The sequence below is a fragment of the Bradyrhizobium sp. CCBAU 11434 genome (genome assembly GCF_028128895.1).
Classification (GTDB): Bacteria; Pseudomonadota; Alphaproteobacteria; order Rhizobiales; family Xanthobacteraceae; genus Bradyrhizobium; species Bradyrhizobium zhengyangense.
On record NZ_LBJX01000088.1, the window covers coordinates 75319 to 96775 of the forward strand.

General features: G+C 63.6%; 22 protein-coding genes and 4 pseudogenes. 12 read left to right on the forward strand and 14 right to left on the reverse strand.

The genetic code is table 11. The features are described 5' to 3' along the window. Window positions 1-59 precede the first annotated feature (59 nt). Window positions 60-327 (forward strand): annotated as a pseudogene (locus XI06_RS43920) (hypothetical protein). Here XI06_RS43920 and XI06_RS20810 read toward each other — a convergent pair. Continuing rightward, window positions 324-449, reverse strand: a complete 126-nt coding sequence (locus XI06_RS20810; protein WP_271606325.1) for a hypothetical protein — start codon at window positions 447-449, stop codon at window positions 324-326. The pseudogene XI06_RS43920 and the gene XI06_RS20810 overlap by 4 nt on opposite strands. A gap of 309 nt (window positions 450-758) precedes the next feature. Next, complete coding sequence (locus tag XI06_RS20815; RefSeq protein WP_271606326.1) at window positions 759-1022, reverse strand: hypothetical protein; 264 nt, start codon at window positions 1020-1022, stop codon at window positions 759-761. A 400-nt stretch (window positions 1023-1422) separates the two neighbouring features. On the opposite strand from XI06_RS20815, the gene XI06_RS20820 reads away from it, so the two are divergent. Genes XI06_RS20820 through ccoG form a run of 4 tightly spaced genes read left to right on the forward strand, consistent with a single transcriptional unit; the run spans window position 1423 to window position 5025 of the window. Continuing rightward, entirely contained in the window at window positions 1423-2760 is a 1338-nt protein-coding gene (locus tag XI06_RS20820; RefSeq protein WP_271606327.1) for a hypothetical protein, read from the forward strand. Between the two features lie 10 nt (window positions 2761-2770). Next, a complete protein-coding gene (locus XI06_RS20825) occupies window positions 2771-3280 on the forward strand; it encodes a DUF2249 domain-containing protein (protein WP_271606328.1) in 510 nt (169 codons plus the stop codon). Next, a complete protein-coding gene (locus tag XI06_RS20830) occupies window positions 3277-3591 on the forward strand; it encodes a metal-sulfur cluster assembly factor (RefSeq protein ID WP_271606329.1) in 315 nt (104 codons plus the stop codon). The genes XI06_RS20825 and XI06_RS20830 overlap by 4 nt, the downstream gene beginning before the upstream one ends. Window positions 3592-3600: 9 nt before the next feature. Beyond that, the gene (gene ccoG, locus XI06_RS20835; protein ID WP_271606330.1) at window positions 3601-5025 is read left to right on the forward strand and encodes a cytochrome c oxidase accessory protein CcoG; all 1425 of its coding nucleotides are present in this window, start codon (window positions 3601-3603) and stop codon (window positions 5023-5025) included. A gap of 53 nt (window positions 5026-5078) precedes the next feature. Here the strand turns inward: ccoG and XI06_RS20840 are convergent, their stop codons facing one another. The 8 genes and pseudogenes from XI06_RS20840 to nosD form a co-directional block, all read right to left on the reverse strand. Continuing rightward, a complete protein-coding gene (locus XI06_RS20840) occupies window positions 5079-5411 on the reverse strand; it encodes a cupin (protein WP_271606331.1) in 333 nt (110 codons plus the stop codon). Between the two features lie 106 nt (window positions 5412-5517). Beyond that, window positions 5518-5745, reverse strand: a complete 228-nt coding sequence (locus tag XI06_RS20845; RefSeq protein ID WP_028133488.1) for a hexameric tyrosine-coordinated heme protein — start codon at window positions 5743-5745, stop codon at window positions 5518-5520. A gap of 38 nt (window positions 5746-5783) precedes the next feature. Continuing rightward, window positions 5784-6173 carry a c-type cytochrome gene (locus XI06_RS20850; RefSeq protein WP_271606332.1) on the reverse strand — a complete coding sequence of 130 codons (390 nt, stop codon included), beginning with the start codon at window positions 6171-6173 and terminating at the stop codon, window positions 5784-5786. A 31-nt stretch (window positions 6174-6204) separates the two neighbouring features. Next, window positions 6205-7200: an FAD:protein FMN transferase gene (locus tag XI06_RS20855; RefSeq protein ID WP_271606362.1), complete on the reverse strand. Its 996-nt coding sequence runs from the start codon at window positions 7198-7200 to the stop codon at window positions 6205-6207. Window positions 7201-7212: 12 nt separating this feature from the next. Further along, on the reverse strand, window positions 7213-7773 hold the full coding sequence (locus tag XI06_RS20860; protein ID WP_271606333.1) for a nitrous oxide reductase accessory protein NosL: 561 nt from the start codon (window positions 7771-7773) through the stop codon (window positions 7213-7215). Next, a complete protein-coding gene (locus XI06_RS20865; RefSeq protein ID WP_271606334.1) occupies window positions 7770-8597 on the reverse strand; it encodes an ABC transporter permease in 828 nt (275 codons plus the stop codon). The genes XI06_RS20860 and XI06_RS20865 overlap by 4 nt, the downstream gene beginning before the upstream one ends. Next, the gene (locus XI06_RS20870; RefSeq protein ID WP_271606335.1) at window positions 8594-9514 is read right to left on the reverse strand and encodes an ABC transporter ATP-binding protein; all 921 of its coding nucleotides are present in this window, start codon (window positions 9512-9514) and stop codon (window positions 8594-8596) included. Before XI06_RS20870 ends, XI06_RS20865 begins: the two co-directional genes overlap by 4 nt. Next, window positions 9511-10389, reverse strand: a pseudogene (gene nosD / locus XI06_RS20875) (nitrous oxide reductase family maturation protein NosD); the annotation flags it as partial. The pseudogene nosD and the gene XI06_RS20870, both read right to left, overlap by 4 nt. Window positions 10390-10592: 203 nt before the next feature. Between nosD and XI06_RS20880 the strand changes: the two are divergent. The 7 genes and pseudogenes from XI06_RS20880 to XI06_RS20910 all read left to right on the forward strand — a co-directional run bounded on the left by XI06_RS20880 (window position 10593) and on the right by XI06_RS20910 (window position 17270). Then, the gene (locus XI06_RS20880; RefSeq protein WP_271606336.1) at window positions 10593-11171 is read left to right on the forward strand and encodes an ATP-binding protein; all 579 of its coding nucleotides are present in this window, start codon (window positions 10593-10595) and stop codon (window positions 11169-11171) included. A gap of 35 nt (window positions 11172-11206) precedes the next feature. Then, window positions 11207-11428, forward strand: coding sequence for a hypothetical protein (locus tag XI06_RS20885; protein ID WP_333909356.1), 222 nt, complete (start codon window positions 11207-11209; stop codon window positions 11426-11428). 70 nt (window positions 11429-11498) lie between these two features. Continuing rightward, a pseudogene (locus XI06_RS20890) lies at window positions 11499-11860 on the forward strand (hypothetical protein); the annotation flags it as partial. 41 nt (window positions 11861-11901) lie between these two features. Beyond that, on the forward strand, window positions 11902-12351 hold the full coding sequence (locus XI06_RS20895) for a hypothetical protein (protein WP_271606337.1): 450 nt from the start codon (window positions 11902-11904) through the stop codon (window positions 12349-12351). A 181-nt stretch (window positions 12352-12532) separates the two neighbouring features. Next, window positions 12533-15151 (forward strand): ATP-binding protein, encoded by a 2619-nt coding sequence (locus XI06_RS20900; protein WP_271606338.1) that lies wholly within the window; start codon window positions 12533-12535, stop codon window positions 15149-15151. Window positions 15152-15257: 106 nt separating this feature from the next. Continuing rightward, window positions 15258-16285, forward strand: a pseudogene (locus XI06_RS20905) (IS110 family transposase). A gap of 262 nt (window positions 16286-16547) precedes the next feature. Next, a complete protein-coding gene (locus XI06_RS20910; RefSeq protein WP_271606364.1) occupies window positions 16548-17270 on the forward strand; it encodes an SOS response-associated peptidase in 723 nt (240 codons plus the stop codon). Between the two features lie 72 nt (window positions 17271-17342). Here the strand turns inward: XI06_RS20910 and XI06_RS20915 are convergent, their stop codons facing one another. The 4 genes from XI06_RS20915 to XI06_RS20930 all read right to left on the reverse strand — a co-directional run bounded on the left by XI06_RS20915 (window position 17343) and on the right by XI06_RS20930 (window position 21239). Further along, window positions 17343-17852 (reverse strand): lipocalin-like domain-containing protein, encoded by a 510-nt coding sequence (locus XI06_RS20915; RefSeq protein ID WP_271606339.1) that lies wholly within the window; start codon window positions 17850-17852, stop codon window positions 17343-17345. Window positions 17853-17933: 81 nt separating this feature from the next. Continuing rightward, window positions 17934-19040: an alpha/beta fold hydrolase gene (locus XI06_RS20920; protein ID WP_271606340.1), complete on the reverse strand. Its 1107-nt coding sequence runs from the start codon at window positions 19038-19040 to the stop codon at window positions 17934-17936. 62 nt (window positions 19041-19102) lie between these two features. After that, on the reverse strand, window positions 19103-20299 hold the full coding sequence (locus XI06_RS20925; protein ID WP_271606341.1) for an FAD binding domain-containing protein: 1197 nt from the start codon (window positions 20297-20299) through the stop codon (window positions 19103-19105). 25 nt (window positions 20300-20324) lie between these two features. Further along, complete coding sequence (locus XI06_RS20930) at window positions 20325-21239, reverse strand: Bug family tripartite tricarboxylate transporter substrate binding protein (RefSeq protein WP_271606342.1); 915 nt, start codon at window positions 21237-21239, stop codon at window positions 20325-20327. Window positions 21240-21457: the final 218 nt, after the last annotated feature.

Sequence of the window (21457 nt, forward strand, 5' to 3'; positions counted from 1 at the left end):
AGCAGCGCGGAACGCACGGCGGCCGACAAGGATTCGTCGAAGGCCACGGAGCTATTTCGATGCTGATGTTCAAGGAAAGACGGCCCGCGATCCGGACGCTGCGCGGGTGGGCGATCTCGGTGTTGCAGGAAGCCGCGCCATCCGCGAGTGCGGGAGCATGGGTGGATGCAGGACCGTGGCGACCCGCACGCTCGCGAGCGGGCCTTCGACATCGCAGGTCAGGGTCCGTCGAGCGGCTTCTCTCCGGAAGAGGCTGTCGCCGAGATCCGCGATGTTTTAGATTCGATCGGCGACTCCTGTCCGGAGTACCTCTCCGAGACCGGCTAGGCCGTCTCTTCTCTCGACTTGCGGCGGAACGGCGGCCGCAGGCGAGTGAGTTCGATCCACGCCAACGCGGCGTTGATCCATTTCTGCCGTTCGGCTCCATCGGCTTCCGCGGCGAGCTTCATCGCCGCAAACGCCTCTCTCCGCGCTCGGTTACCGGACTGAGAATGGACCATAGTGGCTGGAGCCTCGCCGGCGGTCGAAAGGCGAGGAATGGCCACTGGGGTCGACGAGCGGGGCGTCGGCTTACGGACGAGGTCAAAACCACCGCCAGAGAAGGGCGCTCTCTCGAGGGGCGTTGGACGAGGTGGACGCGCCTCAGCCGTAGGACTGACGCTAACGTTTCTATTCCTTGGCGGACTGGGTCACTTGCCCAGGAGATGATTTCCGGAGGCTGCTCAAAGGTACTCAGGGTGGCGCCACAACGCCGGGGATCACGGATCGCGACGCTCACGCTGCCGGAACGGATCCGCGGCATCGTCGTGGCCGGAGCGGCTACTGAAGAACATCAGCGCCATGAGTCCGCAACCGATGAGGAGCGAAAAGAAGGTTCCAAGCCCCAGAGCGATCCACCCGTGCTTACCCATCTCGACGCCAGCGCTTGCGCCCCAGACGGAGGCCCCCCACACGGCTGTGAGGATCAATACGGCGCCCAAAACGACCAGGAGAATGACTTGACCGGTACTGAGGCCTCGCATGGCTGCACCCTTAATCGCCCCCATGACTGGTTGAATCGCCGAGCGGGGAGTGGGGTTCCTCCTCCTCAGTGTCGTGAGTTGTTCGCGGCAGAATCCGTCAAGTGAACCGCAATGACGTGGGAAGGCGTCGGCGTATGGGGCGATAGGATCGAGCAATTGGGTTGGAACTCGCATGTGCTGCCGTAGCCTTTGGAAAACTCGCATATGTCGTGCCCCGATAGGTTCTTGAACCTTATTGCGCCGCGAGATCTCGGTTTCTTTGCGACACCGCAACGTTCTCGACGGTAGCTCCGGTAGGCTGCCGATCATCGGTCAGAAGACATCCGGCAAAACCCACAACCTATCGAGACCTAACCCGGTCTGTTCCGCGGCGGGAAGGGATGAGGAAACGACAACGATCATGATCGGCGGCAGCATTTCGCGATGGACGATGACTTACTTCGCGGCGGCGCTGACCTGGCTGCTGGCCGCGCTCGCTCTGATGGTCGCGGGCATCGGACACCCTGCAGCTGATTTGGCCGCGCCGGACACGCTCGTTTTGGTGCACGTGGTCTGCATCGGTTGGCTGAGCGTCGCGATGTGCGGAGCGCTCTTCCAATTCGTGCCTGTCCTGGTGGCACAGCCTCTCTTCTCCGAACGATGGGCCCTGCCGGCCCTGGCGTTGCTAACGGCGGGACTGGTCTCGCTGCTCGCCGGGTTCCTGGCTTTGGGCGCCCGCCTGCCTTCCGCACCATGGTTGCTGCCGCTCGGGGCTCTGCTGCTGGTCGGCGGCTTCGGCCTCGTCGTGGTTGATCTCGCCTTGACGGCTTGGAGGCGGCCGGCAGGACCGGCGCGATTCGTCCTGGTTGGCCTGGCCTCTCTTTGCGCAACAGCCGCATTCGGCGCGGTGTTCGCGTTCGCATTGGCCGGCTGGGCAGGGCGGATCGGTGATGCTGTCCTGGCGCGCGGCATCCCGCTGCATGCGATCGCCGGGCTCGGCGGCTGGCTGACGTTGACGGCCATGGGCGTCAGCTACCGCTTGCTTTCGATGTTCATGCTGGCGCCTGACGTCGAGGACCGGAAGAGCCGCCTCACGCTCGCCGCTGGCGCGCTTGCGGTCGCGGCGACTGTCGTCGGGGGAGCCGCAGCGATCGGCTTCGAACTGGGGCTGAACATTGTGCTCTTCACCGCCGCGCTTTTTGGCCTGGCTTGCGCCGCTCTCTACGGGCGGGATCTTGCCGGCATCTTCCGCAGCCGCAAGCGGCGTCAACTCGAGCTCAACATGCGGATGGCGACGCTGTCATTCGCGAGTCTGGCGGCAACGGCGCTGCTGGGAATAGCGCTCGTTTCGACGCGAACGCTGCCGCTGCATCTGGGCGCCTTTGCCTTTCTGGTCGCGTTCGGCTGGTTGTCGGGGCTGGTCCTGGCCAAGCTCTACAAGATCGTCGCATTTCTCACCTGGCTCGAGACCTACGGACCCGTGATGGGACGCGTGCCGACGCCCCGCGTCCAGGACCTCGTCGCGGAAAACAGGGCGAGCAAGTGGTTCGTGATCTACTACGTCTCCGTCTGGATCGGGACGCTTGCTTTGCTGGCGGCAGAGCCAGGCGCATTCCGGACGGCAGCGGCCGCGATGATGATCGGCGTCGTCGGGATCATCCACGAAATCATTCGAATCCGGCGTCTGGAAGACGTCGCCTCGCCGTTGCGCCTGCCGGCGGGCGCCGTCGCGCCGCACCTGCTGTTCGCCAAAACCTGAGGAGATCGCAATGACCTGTTATTTGGATGTCGATGCCCGTCCGATCCTGCGTGCCGGAGGCGAGCCGTTCTCGGTCATCATGGCTGCGGTCGGTCGTCTGCAACAAGGGCAGGGTCTCCGCCTCTACGCGCCGTTCAAGCCAGTTCCTTTGTTCAGCGTCATGGCGGACAAGGGCTTCGCTCATTCGGCAAGCGAACTCGAAGGCGGCGAATGGGAGGTGTTGTTCACGCCGGTCGGAGCCAAGCCGGAAGCCACACCGATGGCTGCGATCAATTCGCCGTTCGACCCCTGGCCCGAACCTGTCGTTGAACTCGACAACCGCGACCTCGATCCACCCGAGCCTATGGTCAGGATCCTCGCAGCGGCGGAAAAGCTCGGGCCCGGCGAGACGCTGTCATCTCTCCTGCGGCGAGAGCCGGTGTTCCTGTTTCCTCAGCTTGAGAAGCGAGGCTTTCGCTGGCTCGGTGGTTTTCGGCCTGACGGCGCCACCTACGAGCTGACCGTGAGGGCGCCATCATGATGGACCGGTTGGTCGAGGACATCCGCGGCGCGCTACGCGTCGTGATCGATCCCGAACTGGGCGAGAACATCGTCGATCTCGGTTTCGTCTACGACATCGCAGTCCTAGATGGCGCAGTCCGCATCACGATGACGGCGACGACGCCGGGGTGTCCCGCGACGTCCTTCCTGAAGGAAGGCGTGCAGGCGGCGGCATCCACCGTTCCAGGGGTCGCTTTCGTCGACGTCGCGATGACCTTCGAACCGGCCTGGACCCCTGACCTCATCGAGCCGTCCGTTCGGGCCTCGCTTGGCTTTGCTGCAGTGAATTGACGGCGCGCAATGGCCATCACTATCGAGATCGATCATGCGAGGACGCGGGCCAAGGCAGCTGCTGCAGCCGGCTTGCCCGTCGTGCCGCAGGCCGTCAAAGGCCCCATCCGAAGGATCAAATGGGCCATCTTGCTGCTGACCCTGGCGATCTACTACGTCACTCCATTCGTGCGCTGGGATCGCGGACCGAACGCGCCCGACCAGGCCGTGTTGCTCGACTTCGTCAACGGGCGCCTTTACGCGTTCTTCGTCGAGTTATGGCCTCAGGATCTCTATCTGGTCACGGGCCTCCTGGTGCTCGCCTCGACGATCCTGATCCTTACCAACGCGCTGGCGGGGCGTCTGTGGTGCGGCTTCGCATGTCCGCAGACGGTCTGGACCGATCTGTTCCTGCTCGTCGAGCGCCTGATCGAAGGCGACAGGCGCCAGCGTCTGAAGAACATCGGAGCACCCCTCACGCCCAAGCGGGTTGCCCAGACCGCCGCCAAGCACGCGGCGTGGCTTTTGATCTCGCTGATGACGGGCGGCACGCTGATCTTCTACTTCACCGACGCGCCCGACCTGCTGCGCGGCTTGGCCGTCGGCAATCTGTCGGCCAACGTCTTGACCTGGATTGCGGTGTTTACGGGCACGACGTATGGGCTTGCGGGTTTTGCGCGCGAGCAAGTCTGCACCTTCATGTGTCCCTGGCCGCGCCTGCAGGGCGCGATCTGGGATCCCGAGGCCTATACCGTCAATTATCGCGACTACCGCGGCGAGCAGCGGACCTCCGCAAAGAAGGCCGCCGAATTGCGCCTGCGGGGTGAGACGGCAGGCGATTGCGTGGACTGCGGCCAGTGCGTGGCGGTCTGTCCGATCGGTATCGACATCCGGGAAGGTCCGAATTTCGCGTGCATCAATTGCGGCCTCTGCGTCGATGCATGCGACGGCGTGATGGCGAAGCTCGGGCGCCCGCGGGGTCTGATCGATTACGAAAGCTGGGCCAACATCGAACGCGGGCGCAGCCAGGAGCCTCCTCGCAACCGTCTGCTGCGGCCGAAGACGCTCGGCCTTGCGGCGGTCTCCCTTGCACTTGCTGGAACGATCGGCGTTGCGTTCGCGACGAAGAGCACCGCGAGCCTGTCTGTCCAACACGATCGCGATCCCGTCGCCGTTCGCCTGTCGGACGGTTCCCTGCGCAATGCTTACACGGTGAAGCTCCTCAACAAGTCCTCGAGTCCTCATCGCTACACGCTGTCCGTCGCCGGCATCGAGGCGAGGCTCTCCATCGTGGGCAGCGATGGTGTCGCTCCCACCGAGGTCGCCGCCGATGCCTCAGAGTCCTTGCGCGTCACCTTGACGGCGGCGGACGCCGAGCAGAAGGACGTCGTGTTCACGGCTCGGGATGAGGCCGGTAATACGCTCTCCGCCACGGACCGGTTCGTCGAGCAGTAGCGTCCGGAAAGGCCGTCTAAAGCGAACGGCCGGACCCAAGCTGCCGCTCGCTGTCATTTCGACTGGAAGTGGATCGTGAGCAGCAGGGAGGCGTCTTTGATTCCCGTGACCGAGTGCGCTGCTCCTCCATCGAGGTAGAGCCATTCGCCCGCGGAGAGCTCCAATTCCGTGTCGGAAAGACCAAGGCGCACGCAACCTTCTATACAGAAGAGGGTGATCTCCCCGTCCACCCGGTGGGACGCGATTTCGCGCCCGGCCGGAACAATCAGGCGTACGGCTTCAAACGTGTCGGTCTTCACGATCGCGGTCGTGCGTGCGTCGTGTAGCTTTGCTCCAAGGGGCCGAAGGTCGACGGCTTCTCCCGAACCGGCATGATGCACGGCCATTTCGTTTCCTTTCCTGCTTTCGTGAACGCACGGCTTGCCAAGGGAGCTCCGTTTGGCCGCGGAGCTCCCTTGGGACGTGCAAGCTCATGTGCTCCGCGCGCTCCCGTTAGCGCCACCAATTGTTCGCGGCGGCGACCGTCTGGAAGTGGACCGCGACGACATGGGATGTCGCGATCAATTGCTCTGCGTCCTGCTCGTACGCCGTCCGAAGGCGGGTCCGGACTTCGTCCGACGGCTGCGTCATCTTCACCGCCATCCGCGATAGCTTGACCGCAAGTTCGAAGCCGGCCTGAGGTGTGTCGGTCTTCAAGGAAGGTAACCAATTTTCGCTCATGTGCATCCTCACTAGCTTTGCTGGAGACGGGCGCAACGTTACTGGGTGAGCTTCACCGGCGCCTTGTCGAACGTGTGCAGGTACGCGATCAGGTCCTTGATCTCCTGCTCATCCTTGATGCCAGCGAACGCCATCTTGGTCCCCGGGATCTTCGCCTTCGGGTCCTTGATGTACTCGCTGAAGGTCGCCTCGTCCCAGGTGATGCCGGACTTCTTGTTGGCGTCGGAATAGTTGTAGCCCTCGACCGATCCGGCCTTCCGTCCGATCAGGCCGTTCAACACAGGGCCGACGGCGTTCTTCGCGGTGTCGCCGACCTGGTGACAGGCCTTGCATACGACGAAGGCCTTTTCGCCCGCGGCGGCGTCCTGGGCGCTTGCCTGGCCGAGGCCCACAGCGAGAAACAGGGCTACGAGTGCTGTCCGGTTCATCAAGTTCTCCTTCGGTGGTTGATTGGGTTGATCAGGCGGCGATTTCGGATGGCTTACCCTCAGCGTCGACGAGATGCACCCGCTCAACGTCCACGGCGGGTAGCAGCGAGCGGATCCGCTCCTCAGGCATCAGGCTAAAGGCGGTCGACAGCGCGTCCGCCGCAGTCGCGCTGCGGGACACGGTTGTAAGGCTCCGGTAGCGGCTCGCGCAGCGGCCCGTCCTCGGATCGAAAAGGTGATTGAAGTGGCCATCGGGGTCGAACTGGAAGCCGTAGGCTCCCGAGGTCGACACCGCGCGGTCGACGATCGGAAGGACCGCTTCCACGCGCCCCGGGACCTCAGGGTCGGCTACGCCGATTTCCCAGGGGCGACCGTCCGGACGCGAACCGATGGCCCGGCTTTCGCCCATGTCGACCAGACTATGGGCAACGCCGTGGGCGCGCAGCAGGTCGACGATCTTGTCGGTTACGTAGCCTTGCGCGATCCCGTTCAGGGTCACTGCCATCCCGCGAGGCATTGAGATCCGATCGCGGCCGACCGACAGCCGGCCGCAGCCGATGCACGCAAGCGCGCCCTGAATCGCGGCGGGCGTCGGACCGGATGGATCCGCGCCCTCGCGGGCAAAGTGGCCCGCATAGAGGTCCCATAGCGGCTGCACGGTGACATCGAACGATCCGTCCGTCAGCTTGGAGTAGTGCTGAGAACTCGTCAGCAGGTCGACCATCTCGGCCGCCGGATCGACGAGGATGCTGCTCCGGTTCAGTTCGACGAGAGCGGAATCCTTCAGGTAGAGGCTGAACAATCGCTCCAGGCGCCGCGCCTCCGCGCTGGCCAGCGAGATCAGCCGTTCCGCTTCCCGCCGGTCGTCGTGGTGGATTTCCACCGTGGCGACGGCGCCCAGCATGGTGCCGCGCCAAATAACGGGCGCCGCGCCGGCGCGGGCGGCAAGCCCGGAGGGGAGAAGACCGAGGCCAGCCGCTGCGGCACTGATCCGGACGAAGCGCCGGCGCGAGATGCTGCGCATCATCATCATGTCTCCTCAATCGTTCGGCCGGCGCGCGCCGGCCTCGTCGTCGACGGAAGCGCGCCTCTGGCCGCCGACCGACGCCAGGACATAGTCTCTGGGCACCTGGTCGAAGCCGACGATCCTGCCCCCGCTTTCGCCGACGAACTTCTCGGCGGCGGCTCGTTCCGAGAACGGCACGGCCTCGTTTCCGCCCATGCCGCTTTTAGCGCGGCTGCCGATCACGAAGACCGCCTTCCTGGCTTCGACCCAGTTATCGGCGCCTGGTTTGTCCCAGCTCGGAGCCTTGCCCATGTCGGAGACGTAGATGGCCTGGATGTCCTTGGGCTCGTCGGGCAGCATGGTGAACGCGATGGTGTCGTGCACGGACGAGAACCATACCGGCTCGATCAGACTCGCCACGAAGATGTGCCCCTTGGGTCCGGGGTGCTCGAACACGTTCATGCCGCAGTAGTGACCGATGTCCTCTGCGGTCATCCGGTGAGGGGATGGTGCCTGCGCCGCCTGCTTCTCCCAGCAGCCTGCCAGCGCGAGGGGAACGAGCAAGATAAGCGCGACCCGGGCGAGGTGCCTCATAGCTCCCTCCGCGAGAAGGCGAGGGCGGCCAGGCCCAGCGGCACCAGGGTCCAGCAGAGCAGGGCCGCCAAAAGGACGGGGACGGTCAGGGACGTGCTTTGCGCCAGCCCCGCCATTCCGGCGAAGGTGCTGACGTTGGCGAAACCGGTGAGGTTGATCAGTCGGTAGGCGTCGGTCGGATTCGACATGAGCATGGCGTTGAGGGCAGCCGCCGAGATGTTGCGGCCCTGGTCGAGGGCGAGCACGCCCAGCAGCGCCATGTCGTAGATCAGCACCAGCAGCAACCACAGCCCGATGCAGATTCCCGCCGCCGTTCCCCTGTCGCGCACCAGCGCGCTGACCAGATATCCGATCGCGACGAAGGTGGCACCCAACAGCACGGAGGAGCCGACCATGGCCGCGAAGGCGAGGAGGCTGTCGGTATCGATGCGGCTGCCGGTGGCCGCCAGCGCGCCGACCGCGAGTCCGTAGCCTAGACACGTCGCGAAGGCGAGCACGGCGAGGTGCCCGAGAAACTTGCCGAGCAGCACCTGCCAGCGAGCGACGGGATAGCTGAGCAGCAGCAGCATCGTGCCGCGCTCCATGTCGCCGACGATGGCGTCGTGCGAGATCAGCAGCGCGATCAGGGGAACGAGAAAGATCGTGAGGCTCGAGAGGCTGACGATGACCACGTCGAGCGCGCGCACGCCGACGTTCCCGGTCGGGGCGCTGCCGAGGAAGCTCAGCGACAGGGCGAGCCCGGCCAGAACGAGCGTCGCGGCGAGAACCCAGCGATTGCGGACGGCCTGGTGGATCTCCTTCGCCGCGATGATCAGGATGTTCATGGCGTCCGCTCCGCCTGCCGGAGGAAGTGGGCGTAGAGCTCGTCGAGGGTCGGCGCGATCACGTCGACGTCCTCGATCGCGTTGCCGGCGGCGGTCGCGCGATGCAGGAGCTCGATCTTGCGGTCCGGCACGGCGTCGATCTCGACGATGTGGCCGTTCAGTCGACGGCAGACCGCGTCGCTCGGGACCCAGCCCGGCATCTTGCTTCCGGAAAGGCCGGCCACCTTGAGGCGGATCTTCGTCGGCAATCGTGCGATGTTGCGAAGTCTCTCGATCGAGCCATCCGCAACTTTGATGCCCCGGTTCATGATGATGACCCGGCCGGCCCGCTCCTCGAGTTCGGTCAGCGCGTGCGAGGACAGCAGCACGGTCGCGCCCTCGGCCGCCAGGCGCGCGATGATCTCGTAGAAGGTCTGGCGCAGCTCCGGATCGAGCCCGGTGGTCGGCTCGTCCAGCAGCAGCACGCGCGGATGCCCGATCAGCGCCTGCGCGAGCCCGAGCCGCTGACGCATGCCCTTCGAATAGGTGTTGACGCGGCGGCGGCTGGCGGCTCCCAGACCGACGGTATCGAGCAGCTCCAGCGCCTTCGCCGTGGGCTCCCGCTTCAGCCTGGCGTAGAACGCCAAGGACTCGCGGCCGGTGAGGGCGGCGTCGAAGGAAACATTTTCCGGCAGATAGCCGAGCTGCCGTCGGCCGGCGAACTCGCCGGCCGCGGGATTGTCGCCGAGCACTTCGACCGCGCCTGAGGTCGGCCGGATCAGCCCGAGCATCAGCTTCATCAGCGTGGTCTTGCCGGCGCCGTTGTGGCCGATCAGGGCGACCAGCTCGCCCGCCTCCAACTGGAATGAGGCGCCGCAGACGGCCTTGACCCGGCCGAACTCCTTGGCGACGTCGCTGACGCGTACCGTGCCGGTCATCGCGCCTCCTCGGCCGTGCGGCGCTTCGGCGGCGACATCAGGGGATGGCTGTCGACCACCCCGCCCGGCAGCAGCGCAGGAAACTGCGCTTGAGCCCAGCGGAGCACCTGGACGGCGGGACTGTTGATCAGCACCTTGGCCGCCGGTGCCGTCCAGAGCACGCGGTCGATCAGATCGTTCGGCCCGTAGGCCGTGTCGGCGACGCCGTCGCCGTTGAGGTCGAAGGCCGGGTTGTCGCTCCAATAGTTGCCGCGTCCCTGCTTGGACCAATCGAGATGGCGGGTACCGACGTACTTCACTTGGTTGGCGTTGCCAACGAAGGCGTTGCCGGTGATGTCGTTGCCTTCGGAGCCGGCCGTGAAATGGACGCCGATCTCGCAGCCTTCGAACCAGTTACCCTTGATCCGGTTCTTGTTGGTGTTGTAGATGAAGACGCATTTTTCCGGGCCGATCCGTTCGTTGCCGCTGGCCTCCGAGCGACCGGCAGCCGCCTGCGGCACGCCTTCGTCGGTGGCGCGATTGTCGGAGGTGGCCCAGCGTTCCGCCGGCTGCGGCCCACCGATGACGGTGTTGCCGGAGATGTCCGATCCGTTGGTAGCGTTGAACAGGATCCCGCGGTCGCGGTCGTGGTCCGAGACGTTGTCGCGCACGACCAGGTTCTTGGAGAACATCAGGGCGTATCCGATGATGTTGTCCTTCGAGACGTTCCCGACGATCTTGCCGCCGTTGGCGTACATGTAATGTACGGCGAAGCGCAGATCCCGGAAGCGGTTGCCGCTGAAAGTGTTGTCGCGGCTGGTGAGCGCGAAGATGCCGTCGCGGCCGTAGCGGAAATCGTTGTCCACTACCTTCGCGCCGGGTGCGTTGAGCGCGGAGGCCAACTGCACATGATCCAGAGGGGCGACGAGACCGACCGATTCCGGAACTGTCCGTCCGCCGAGATGCGCGCTGGTCTCGACGATGGCCCGCAGATCCTGCAGAGAGGTGACGTCGAAATCAATGTTCTCGGCGATCCGCGCGGAGAGCTCGCGGGAAGTGGCGGACAGCGAGACGTAGCCGAAGCCGCGAACTTTTCGCGTTGCGCAACAGGGCGGAGGACAGGATCGCCGCTGTCGGAGGCGATGCTGCGGTCGCGGTTCTTGAATCGAAGCGGCGCACCGTCTTGATGACGATGGAAGACCGTGCCATCGAGTATCTCAAATTGAGGCTCGGAATAGCGGCAGCCGAGCGGGCGCTCCGAGCTTACCGCGATCGTCATCGAAGCTCGATGATGGCTCGAGCGTCGGAGGCATTCGCGCTAATAAGTCGAGGCGCCTATTCCGAACTCCTAACCCAACCCTCGAACGGCAGCGAGCTTCTGATCGCGAAGGGAGTCGACGGTAGCTCCAGGATAGCTTCCGAACTGTCGAAGGGGACGCGATTTCAGCTCTACTTGGCGCTGCGGGTCGCCGGCTATCATGAATTCGCCCGAACCCGCGCTCCAGCGCCGTTCCTTGCCGACGACGTGATGGAGACATTCGACGATTTTCGGGCGGAAGAGGCATTCCGTTTGCTGGCGGCGATGGCCCGCAAAGGCCAGGTAGTTTATTTCACTCATCACCGCCACCTCTGTGAGATCGCGAAGACCGTCGAGCCATCGATAAAATCCACACCTTGAAGGCTGAGCCGACCCGAGGATGGGCTCTCTCGATCTTGAAGGAAGCTGGCGCGATCCGGGAATGCGAGGAGCACGGCTGGATGCAGGATTGCGCCGACCCCCATGCCAAGGAGCGTGCCTTGGAGATCGCGCGTCGCGATCCACTCGTCGGGCTTTCCGATGAAGCCGTCGTGGCACTGATAAGAAATGTCCTCGACGAGCTTGGCGACATGTGTCCCGAATGCGCACGGGAGCAAAGTGGTCAGCTGGCATCCTGATTAGGACCTCTTTCGAGTTCCATCGCCCGATCGGACTCGACATTTGTTCTCTTTATGTTCTAGTTCAGCGATGTCCGACCGACCCGCGAGCTGGCGCATGCCGAGACCGAAGCAGATGAATAAAATGGCCGCTCTCGTCGGCAGAAAGGTACCGCAGAAGCCCGTTTTGGCGCCCCACGCTGATCTACCGGCGGAGTACTGGCAGGCAATACTGGACGACCCTCGCGCCGATGGGCGGTCGGTCCCCTCCGGAGCCACGCTGCGGCTTAGCCAAATTCCTGGACATCTCTTGAGAGTGGGATGCCGCCGCTGGTCGAGATCCAGAAGGCAGACGCCGTGCGCCTCTATGGTCGTGAGGCGCTCTGGAAGGATGTCGCGCGCCGGCTCTTGGACAATACCTGCGCGGAGCGGACTGGGCGACATGAAGAAGACTGCTACGCTCGAGTAGCCGTCGGCGCGGCCGGGATGTTGCTGTGGCACCGAAACATCATCCGACGCCTCTTTCCGGCGGCGATCGCAAGGCGCTCGCCAAGGAGCTCGGCCGCTCGCGCGCTATGACGACGATTCTTGCGGCGCAGGCCGCCGAGACCCGTGCCAAAGGTGAGGCCCTCATTCGTCAGGCCGACAAGTTGCTCTCCGAGTCGTGGAACGAACGGATCTGGGCGGACGGCGGGCCGATCGACCCTTCTCCCACGATCGACCAGGCGATCAACGGCGGCTATTGCTGGCTCCAGATCGAATGTTCCCGCTGCAGAGCCGCCCGCGACGTCGATATGGCCACGCTGCGCCACCCGCCGACCACTTTCGTCCACGACCTGGCCAGCCGACTTCGCTGCAGCATGTGTGCGAAGGCGGGACGCCGGCCGGCCGCTACCCTGCTGCAGCTGGCGCAGCGGGGCCGGCATCCTGATCCGGAGACCTAAGCCACTTTTCCGCGCCAGCGCGAACGATTTCGGCCCGGTTTCGTTTCTCTGGAGAATGGGAGCATGTGACGGGTCGAACCGCCTACGGCGACCTGCTCAAGATACCAAGTTGGCAGTACCGGCTCCGCTCACACAGCTCTTCTCCGTTGATACCGCGGAAATTTTCTTGATAGATCCACGAATGACAAGGGCTGCGGCCATTCCAACGTTTCTCAACGGCGGCGGCATGATGGCCGAGGCTATTTCCGCGTTCGACTGGTCCAAGACCCCGCTCGGCCCGATCGGCACGTGGCCAACCTCCATCACGACGACGGTGGGCCTCATCGTCCGTTCGCCGATCCCGATGGCGACCCTGTGGGGCGATGCGGGCATCATGATCTACAACGAGGCCTACGCGACGCTGGCAGGCGGGCGGCACCCGGCGTTGCTCGGGTCGCCCGTGCGCGAAGGTTGGCCGGAGGCAAGCGACTTCAACGACAACGTCATGAAAGTCGGCATGGCCGGCGGCTCGCTTTCCTACAAGGATCAGGAATTCACCCTTTTCAGGTCCGGAGCAGCCGAGCATGTCTGGATGAATCTGGATTATTCGCCGGTGATCGGCGAAAGCGGCGAACCGGTCGGTGTCATCGCGGTCGTCGTCGAGACTTCGGAAGCCGTGAAAGCCGCGCGCGAACTCCGTCGCTCGGAAGCCGAGATGCGCGTCAGCGAAGAGCGGCTTCAGATCGCTCTTTCGGCCGGAAACAGCGTCGGCACCTGGGATTGGGACGTGCCATCCGACCGGGTCTTCGCCGACGCCCGTTTTGCAGGGCTCTACGGCGTGGATCCGGAACGAGCAAGGGTCGGCGCCCCGATCGCGGAGTTCTTCGGCGGCATCCATCCCGACGACGTAGCTCGGGTCCGAGCCGATGTAGCCAGAAGCATGGAGACCGGCGATTTGCTCAGTTCGGAGTATCGGCTGCCGCAGCCCGATGGCGAGGTGCGCTGGGTGATCGCGCAAGGTCGCTGCGTGCTGTCTCCCGACGGCAAACCACTTCGATTCTCGGGCCTCAGCTTCGACATCTCGGATCGGAAAAAGGCCGAGATCAGGCGGGAAGCACTGGTCAAGCTGACCGACCACATCCGCGATTTGGACGACCCCGACCAGCTTTCCTTCGCAGCTTCCACCATCCTCGGCGAAACGCTCGGCATCAGCCGCGCCAGCTACGGCACGATCGATCAGGACGCCGAAACTCTCACCGTCGACAGGGACTGGCTCGCACCGGGCGTGGAGTCGCTTGCCGGCACCTTGCGTCTGCGGGACTACGGATCCTTCATCGACAGCCTCAAGCGCGGCGAGTTCATCGCGATCGCTGACGTCGACCAGGACGAGCGCACGGCGTCCGCCGCCGAAGCTTTGAAGAGCCGCAGCGCCGGCGCGTTCGTCAATGTCCCGGTGATCGAGCGCGGTCGGCTGGTGGCAGTTCTCTTCTTGAACAACGCCAAGGCACGAACTTGGTCGGAAGATGACCTCGCTTTCGTCAAGGAAGTCGCCGAACGGACGAGGACGGCGACGGAGCGGTTGAAGGGTACGGAGGCGCTGCGCGAGTCGCACGCGAACCTGGAAGCAAAAGTAAAGGAACGGACGGCGGAATTGGTCGCCGCTGGCGAAGCTTTGCGGCAAGCCCAGAAGATGGAGGCGATCGGACAGCTGACCGGCGGCATCGCCCACGACTTCAACAACCTCCTGGCCGGGTTGTCGGGCAGCTTGGAGCTTCTCGACAAGCGCATATCGCAGGGACGTCTCGAAGGCGTCGGCCGTTATGTCGGCGTGGCCCAGGAATCGGTGCGCCGCGCCGCCTCCCTGACGCAGCGGCTGCTCGCCTTCGCCCGTCGACAGACGCTCGATCCCAAGGTGATCGACGCGAACCGCACGATCGCCGGAATGGCCGACCTGCTGCAGCGGTCGGTGGGCCCGACCGTCCACATCGAAGTCGTCCAGGCCGGCGGCCTCTGGGGCACCAAACTCGATCCGTCGCAACTCGAGAATGCGATCCTCAATCTCTGCATCAACGCCCGCGACGCGATGGCTCCAGACGGCGGTCGCGTTACCATCGAGACCGCCAACAAATGGCTGGACGATAGGGCCGCAAAGGAGCACGAACTCCCGCCAGGACAATATGTCTCGATCAGCGTCAGCGACACCGGCACGGGCATGACGCCCCCCGTTATCGCGAAGGCCTTCGACCCGTTCTTCACCACTAAGCCGCTGGGCCAGGGAACCGGTCTCGGTCTATCGATGATCTACGGGTTCGTGCGCCAATCCGGCGGTCAGGTCCGGATCTATTCCGAGATCGGCAAAGGTACGACGATGACACTGTATTTCCCGCGATTCGCGGGCGAGCTTTCGGAGGAGGACCTTGCGGAAGCGGTCATTGCCGACCGAGGCGACGGCGAGACGGTGCTCATCATCGACGACGAACCCGCGATCCGAATGGTGATCGGCGAGGTTCTCGCCGAGATCGGCTACCAAGTCGTCGAAGCTTCGGATGGCCCTTCCGGCCTCAAGATCATCCAGGCGGGTGGCCGCATCGATCTCCTCGTCACCGACGTTGGATTGCCCAATGGCCTCAATGGCCGGCAGGTCGCCGACGCCGCGCGCGTCATCAATCCGAAGCTCAAGGTGCTATTCATCACGGGTTTCGCGGAGAATGCCGCCATCGGAAATGGCCATCTTGATGCGGGGATGGCGGTGATCACCAAACCATTCTCCAATGCGGCCTTGGTCAACAAGGTCCGCGAGATCATTGACGCTCCCGCGTAGGCAGATCACTCCAGACATCTGGCTTCGATGTGCTGGTGTGGACGGCCTCTCATCCCCACGGTCCTATGGCGCTGTCAGCGTCACAGCTAGATGAGAGGAAAGTCTGATGAATCTTCCTGTTCGCATCGGTATGGACACTTCCAAGTCGGTTTTCCAGCTTCATGGTGTTGATGAGAATGAGGCGGTGGTGGTCCGCCGCCAGTTCCGGCGAGCCGAGATGATCCGCTACTTCGAGCGGCTTCCACCGGTTCTCGTCGCCATCGAATCCTGCGGCAGCTCCCATCATTGGGCGCGCCTGCTGCAGTCGTTCGGTCACGAGGTGAAGCTGATCCCCCCTCAGTACGTGAAGGCTTACGTGAAGCGCGGCAAGAACGACGCGGCCGATGCCGAAGCGCTGTGCGAGGCGGTCACCCGGCCGAGTATGCGGTTTGTACCGGTCAAATCGAAGGAACGGCAAGCGGCCTGCATGTTAATGACTGTGCGGGAACGCCTGGTCAGCGTGAAGTCGCAGCTTTCCAATGCTTTCAGGAGCTATGCGGCTGAATTTGGCATCGTCGGCCCCGCCGGTCGGCAGAATGTCGCGCAACTTATCAAACGGGTACTCGAGGATGACAGTTTGCCGGAAATGGCAAAGGATCTCTTCCGACTCCAAGCAGAGGAATATGCCGCGGTCGAGCCCGCCTGGCAAAGATCGAAGCCAAGCTGATGAAGTGGCACCGCGACGATGATGTCAGCAGGCGAATCGCGACGATTCCCGGCGTCGGTCCGATTGGGTCGTCCATGCTAAGCATGAAAGCGCCGCCGCCCGAGACCTTCAGATCGGGTCGCGACTTTGCGGCGTGGCTCGGGCTGACACCTAAGGATCATTCAACTGGCGGCCGGCAAAGGCTCGGCGGCATTACAAAGGCTGGAGATTCTATACTGCGATCAACGTTGATCGTCGGTGCGACCGCACTGCTGAGGCATATTCGAAAGGGCCGTCATAAGCCCACACCATGGCTCGCTTCGCTGCTGGAGCGAAAGCCGCCAAAGTTGGTCGCGGTGGCCTTGGCCAACAAGTTTGCCCGCATCGCTTGGCGCTTGATGATATCGGGCGGCGTGTACAAGCAGCCGGTAGCCGTCATGCCGACTTGATCTGAAATCGGCCCGCGAGCAGGTTGCTCGGCGGATTGCCCACGAACTTGCAGGACGCAGTAGATGGAAGGACCGATCGGTCGATACGCGCGAGCTTCCGAAGATTACACTGGCAACAAGAATGTCGCCCATGTGCTTGGAGCGCGCGTAGCGAACACCATCTCGGCCAGCGGGCTTTGTCCGCGCAAACAGGCCGGACATCTGATAGCAAGCGATCTGGCCAAAAGTCTGCTACAATCCTGACAAGTGGGGGGCCGTCCACATCTGTAACCTATATTCGATCACGACCAATCAGGCCGCCATCAGCGCGCTGTTCCGCGTGGTCAACCGCTATGTCGGCAACCTGGCGCCCATGCCCGGCGTCTTTCCGGACTACCGCGCGCCGATCGTGCGGACCGGAACGGATGGCCGCGAGCTTGCGACCGCGCGCTGGGGCATGCCGTCGTCGTCGAAAGCGCTGATGGACGCCACCAAGAGGCGCGCAGAGAAGCTGCAAGCCAAGGGCAAGACCGTCGATTTCAAGGAATTGCTCCGGATGGAGCCGGACGGCGGCACGACCAACATCCGCAACGTGAAGAGCAAACACTGGAAGCGATGGCTGGGCCCGGAGAACCGCTGCGTGGTACCCTTCAACAGCTTCAGCGAGTTCAACAAGGCCGAGGGCGGCGACATCTGGTTCGCGTTCGACGAGAGCCGTCCGCTCGCGTGCTTCGCCGGCATCTGGGCGAACTGGACGTCGGTCCGGAAGGTCAAGGAAGGCGAGACCACCAACGACCTCTACGCATTCCTGACGACGGAGCCGAACGCGGAGGTCGGCGCCATCCATCCGAAGGCGATGCCGGTGATCTTGACGACGCCCCAGGAGGTCGAGACCTGGATGACCGCGTCGCCAGACGAAGCACTGCGGCTGCAGCGGCCGCTCCCGGATGGCGCGCTGCGGATCGTAGCTCGCGGCGTGAAGGAAGATCCGGCGCCAGCGGCCTAAGTTCTGTACTAGCCGCGGGACGGGTGGACCGGGAGCATCGCCGCATGTCTACGGGCCGATCTACTTGTCGGATCACTTCGCTCTCTTCCAAATTACGTCAACTATGTCTCCCGCAGGAGGACGAACAGTCAGCGTCAGTTGATCTCCTGAAACCGTGACGAAGCGTTTCTGTTGCGCGCCATTCCAGTTGGGAAACGAACTGCCTTCGACCTGGATCGCGATGCTGCCATCTGCCTCGTTCGTCGAATACGTTCCGAAGTAGGTTATCGTGCCGTCCGCGGTCTCTTTGTTCTCCTCGGATGCGCCCTGCCACAGGGCATTGCTCGCGTATTTGGCTCGATCCGATCGCATCACCGTGATGATGTAGTGCCCATCCACGTCGAAGAAAGCAATGCCCTTCGGAGCGGCCCCATAACGCTCGATCTTGGTGCCGTCGGTTTTCTTCTGCTCCCACGACAGCAGCGTCCACGTACCGACCAGTTGATCTTTCAACGATTGCTTCTGCCCGATCGCGTCGACTGTCATCATGATAAATCCAGAAGCCGCAATCGCGCACGCGGCGAAAATTGCACGCAAAGTCATCGGTCCATCCCTAGGCAATAGTCTCGACCAGGCGCTTGCACGGTACCATGCACAGCCACGCCGGTTCAAACCGTCATCCAGCTATTCAATGCGCTGGCTGCTTCTCGCCTGCGGCGTAACCCGCCGGCCGAAGCCAGCGTCGCGCGCGACGGCCACGGCACGAGCCCGGTTGTTCGCGCCGAGCTTACCCAACACGGTCGAGACATGATTTCTGACCGTCTTCGCCGAGATCTTCAGCCGGGCCGAGATGTCGGCATTGGTCATGCCGTGCGCAAGAAGTTCGACGACGTCGCGCTCCCGCGCCGTCAACTCCTCGAACGACTCGGTATTGCCGTCGTGCGGAGTGTGCGCAAGGAAATCGTCGAGCTCACGAACGAACTGCTTCCAGGCGGGCTCGCTGCCCAACAGAATGTGGTTGCGGCTCTCCAGCGGCACGAAGCGCGCACCGGGTATCAACGCCGCGACCTTGCGGCCTTCATCGAAAGGCAACACCGCGCTCCGGCGGGAATGAAAGACGAGCGTCGGACAGCGCACGTGCTGCAGCAGGTCCTGCATGTCGCTCTCCACAAGCGTGCGCAGCAAGGCGACGCCGTTCTCGGCGGAAGTCGTCAAGCGCAGCAGATCGTTGAAGGAACGGGCCTGCTCCGCGGTCGCGTCCGGAATGTGCAGAGACGTCAGGAAGGTGCCGAACCCGGGGACGTCCTGCGGCCAGCCCATCTCGAACGCCTTGAGTTGGACCTGCATGTTCTCGACCTGCTCAAGCGGAGCCTTGGCCGTCAAGGGTCCCGCCGCCGACGTCCCGTACAGGACAAGTTGGTCGACGCGATCAGGATTTTGCACCACGAAGGGAAGAACGACCCGCGCGCCGCCGGACATGGCCAGAAGCGAGAAACTGGAAACTCCGGACGCGCTGACGACGGCTTCGAAGTCCTCGACGAGCTTCGCGAACGTAAACTCGACGTCCGTACGGTCGGAAAGGCCTGTCCCGCGAAAATCGAAGCGGACCAGAGTATGGCGCTTTGCAAGCGCAGCGATCCAAGGCCGCCAGACCGGGCTGTCCCAATCGAAGTCCAGATGGTGGACGAAATGCGCGACCCACACCAGCGGCGGTCCGCTACCGCATATTCCGTAGGCGATGCGGGTGCCATCGCGGCTGGTGCAAAAACGTATCTGCTGCGTTTGAGGCAACACGATCCACCCAGGAGTCTTCGTTCGGCACGATATCCGGCCGAAAACTAGCATAGCCGCGACTAGACCGTCGAGGGCCACTCGCCGATCCCGCCAGGCCCGTATTCCCCAAGAAGCGCGTCGATCGGAGGTCGAAGCCCGGCGCCTCCGGGCTCGAGATGTTCGCCCAAGCGACGTCCGCGGGCGACGAGCTCGCTGCCCGCAGGCTTTCGACGACGTTCGTAGAGCGCCAGTGCGGCGCCGACATCTCCTTCCTTGACAAGCTCATCGGCAAGCGCCCAAGCGTCCTGCGCTGCTTTGGTGACGCTGGTGCCGACATGCGGTCTGGCCACGAAAGCCGCGTCGCCGACCAGCGCGGCGCGACCGAACGCCATGCGCGTCGTTTCGAGATCAAAGATCGCAGACAAGATCGGCTGCCGAGCGCCGGCGACCAATTCGGCCAACTGGGGAGCCAGTAACCTGCGAGCGGCCAGGCGGAGATCCGCGACGACCTCCTTTCGGATCAATGGAGGAGGTATCGAGTCTCCGTAACAAACTCCCGTTGCATCGGTGCACCACTCTCGTAATGTGGTATCAAAGTCGGCCGGACGAAACCAGACGAACATGCATCTGCGGTGGCCGGTCCCGTCACCGTCGGCGATCGGGATGGAAAACGCGAGTTCGCCGTCCGGCAGGCAGAACACCATGTCCTGAAGCGTGGTGGCGCGCCACTGTGATGGGACCTGACTTTCCTCGACGATGCCTCGCCACGCGACATAGCCGGCATAGCGGGGGATGATTTGAGGCGCGTACTGCCGACGCACCGTCGAACGGATGCCGTCCGCGCCAATCAGCAGATCGGCTTCATTGCGCGCCCCGTTTTCGAACAGAGCAACGACGCCACGCTCCGTCTGTTCGCAGCGGAGCAGCCTCATTCCTCCATGGTATTGTCCGGTCCTGAAGGATTCCCTGAGAGATTGGTAGACCCGGTCCCAAGCCGTCGTCACTTCTCGCACCGGCACCCGGCAGACTGGCTCACCCGTTCGATCGAGGCAGATGTGCGAACGCACCTCCGTCCACATCGACCTGTCGATACGGACTCCGATCTGTCGCATGACCATGAACAGGTCGGACTGCGCGCCGAGCCCGGCCCCCCGCCCGGCGAGATCGCCGCGCGCGCGTTCGAAGATCTCGACCTGCCACCCGATGTTTCGAAGCAGGTTCGCCGTGAGCAGTCCGCTTAGGGAGCCGCCGATGACCAGGGCGCGGGGTGTGCTCATCTCGACGGCTCCGCCGGACTCGGCATCAGTCGATCCTGAGACCAGTCGCGTCGATCAGACGCTTCCAGCGTAGGCTTTCGGCCTTGATGAAGGCGGCGGCTTCGTCCGGAGTGCCGCCCACCGGCTCCGCCGAAAGATCGGCCAGCCGTCCGGCAACGTCGGGGCGCGCCAAGACTTCCGCGATCGCTGCGGAAAGCTTTGCGGCTATGGCGTCGGGCGTCTTCGGAGGCGCGACCATCGCAAACCATTCCTCATGGGCGAATCCTGGCACGGACTCGGAAATCGTCGGAACGGTCGGCTCCTGCCGCAGGCGAGTCGGCGTCGTGACGGCGAGCAGCTTGAGTTTGCCCTCCTTGATGCTGCCTGCGACGTTGCCGTAGAGGTCGATCATTACGTCGATATGGCCGCCGATAAGATCGTTCATGGCCGGCGCCATTCCTTGATACGGCACGTGGACCAGGCGAATGCCGGCAGCCTGCATCAATTGCTCGGTGGCGAGATGGGGCGTGCTTCCCGTTCCCGGAGATCCGAAGGTCAGTTTGCCGGGATTGGCCTTGGCATAGGCGAGCAATTCTCCGAGATTCGATGCCGGCACCTTGGGATTGACGACGAGGACAGTCGGAAGTTTGACCATCAGACTCACGGGCACGAACGCGTCCGGATCGAAGCTCAAATTGCTCCGCAGATGACCGCTGACGACGAGCGGTCCAGGGGGCGAAGCCAGCAGCGTGTACCCGTCGGGATCCGACCTGGCCACGGCCTCGGCACCGAGGTTCTGAGCTGCGCCAGGCCGGTTCTCGACGATGACGGCGATGCCCCATTTCGCCGAAAGCTTCTCGGCGATGATCCGGGGCACCACGTCCAGCAATGGACCCGGCGGAACGGGTACCACGATCTTGATCGTGCGGTGAGGGAAATCCTCGGCCGCGGCACGGACCATGGCACCGTTCATCCAAATAGCAGCGATGAGGCAAGCCGTAATTGAAGTCCGGACAACATAATCCACTGATTGCCTCCTTGAGGCAGCGATCGAGCCGCAGCGTACGGAAACAATAGTTACGTGAATTAGTCGGCCGTCATGGGGCCGATGTCCTAGGAATCATCCCAACTTTGAACTTAAGCGTCCCGAAAATCGGGACGTGATCGGTCAATGCAAAA

Coding starts and splice junctions, on each gene's coding strand:
- ccoG (WP_271606330.1), top strand. CDS start 3,601: ATGGCCATCACTATCGAGATCGATCATGCGAGGACGCGGGCCAAGGCA.
- XI06_RS20830 (WP_271606329.1), top strand. CDS start 3,277: ATGATGGACCGGTTGGTCGAGGACATCCGCGGCGCGCTACGCGTCGTG.
- XI06_RS20840 (WP_271606331.1), bottom strand. CDS start 5,411: ATGGCCGTGCATCATGCCGGTTCGGGAGAAGCCGTCGACCTTCGGCCC.
- XI06_RS20850 (WP_271606332.1), bottom strand. CDS start 6,173: ATGAACCGGACAGCACTCGTAGCCCTGTTTCTCGCTGTGGGCCTCGGC.
- XI06_RS20815 (WP_271606326.1), bottom strand. CDS start 1,022: ATGCGAGGCCTCAGTACCGGTCAAGTCATTCTCCTGGTCGTTTTGGGC.
- XI06_RS20900 (WP_271606338.1), top strand. CDS start 12,533: ATGACAAGGGCTGCGGCCATTCCAACGTTTCTCAACGGCGGCGGCATG.
- XI06_RS20825 (WP_271606328.1), top strand. CDS start 2,771: ATGACCTGTTATTTGGATGTCGATGCCCGTCCGATCCTGCGTGCCGGA.
- XI06_RS20915 (WP_271606339.1), bottom strand. CDS start 17,852: ATGACTTTGCGTGCAATTTTCGCCGCGTGCGCGATTGCGGCTTCTGGA.
- XI06_RS20865 (WP_271606334.1), bottom strand. CDS start 8,597: ATGAACATCCTGATCATCGCGGCGAAGGAGATCCACCAGGCCGTCCGC.
- XI06_RS20930 (WP_271606342.1), bottom strand. CDS start 21,239: ATGGTCCGTGCCGCGGCCGAGGATTTCCCTCACCGCACGATCAAGATC.
- XI06_RS20820 (WP_271606327.1), top strand. CDS start 1,423: ATGATCGGCGGCAGCATTTCGCGATGGACGATGACTTACTTCGCGGCG.
- XI06_RS20870 (WP_271606335.1), bottom strand. CDS start 9,514: ATGACCGGCACGGTACGCGTCAGCGACGTCGCCAAGGAGTTCGGCCGG.
- XI06_RS20855 (WP_271606362.1), bottom strand. CDS start 7,200: ATGATGCGCAGCATCTCGCGCCGGCGCTTCGTCCGGATCAGTGCCGCA.
- XI06_RS20845 (WP_028133488.1), bottom strand. CDS start 5,745: ATGAGCGAAAATTGGTTACCTTCCTTGAAGACCGACACACCTCAGGCC.
- XI06_RS20810 (WP_271606325.1), bottom strand. CDS start 449: ATGAAGCTCGCCGCGGAAGCCGATGGAGCCGAACGGCAGAAATGGATC.
- XI06_RS20860 (WP_271606333.1), bottom strand. CDS start 7,773: ATGAGGCACCTCGCCCGGGTCGCGCTTATCTTGCTCGTTCCCCTCGCG.
- XI06_RS20925 (WP_271606341.1), bottom strand. CDS start 20,299: ATGAGCACACCCCGCGCCCTGGTCATCGGCGGCTCCCTAAGCGGACTG.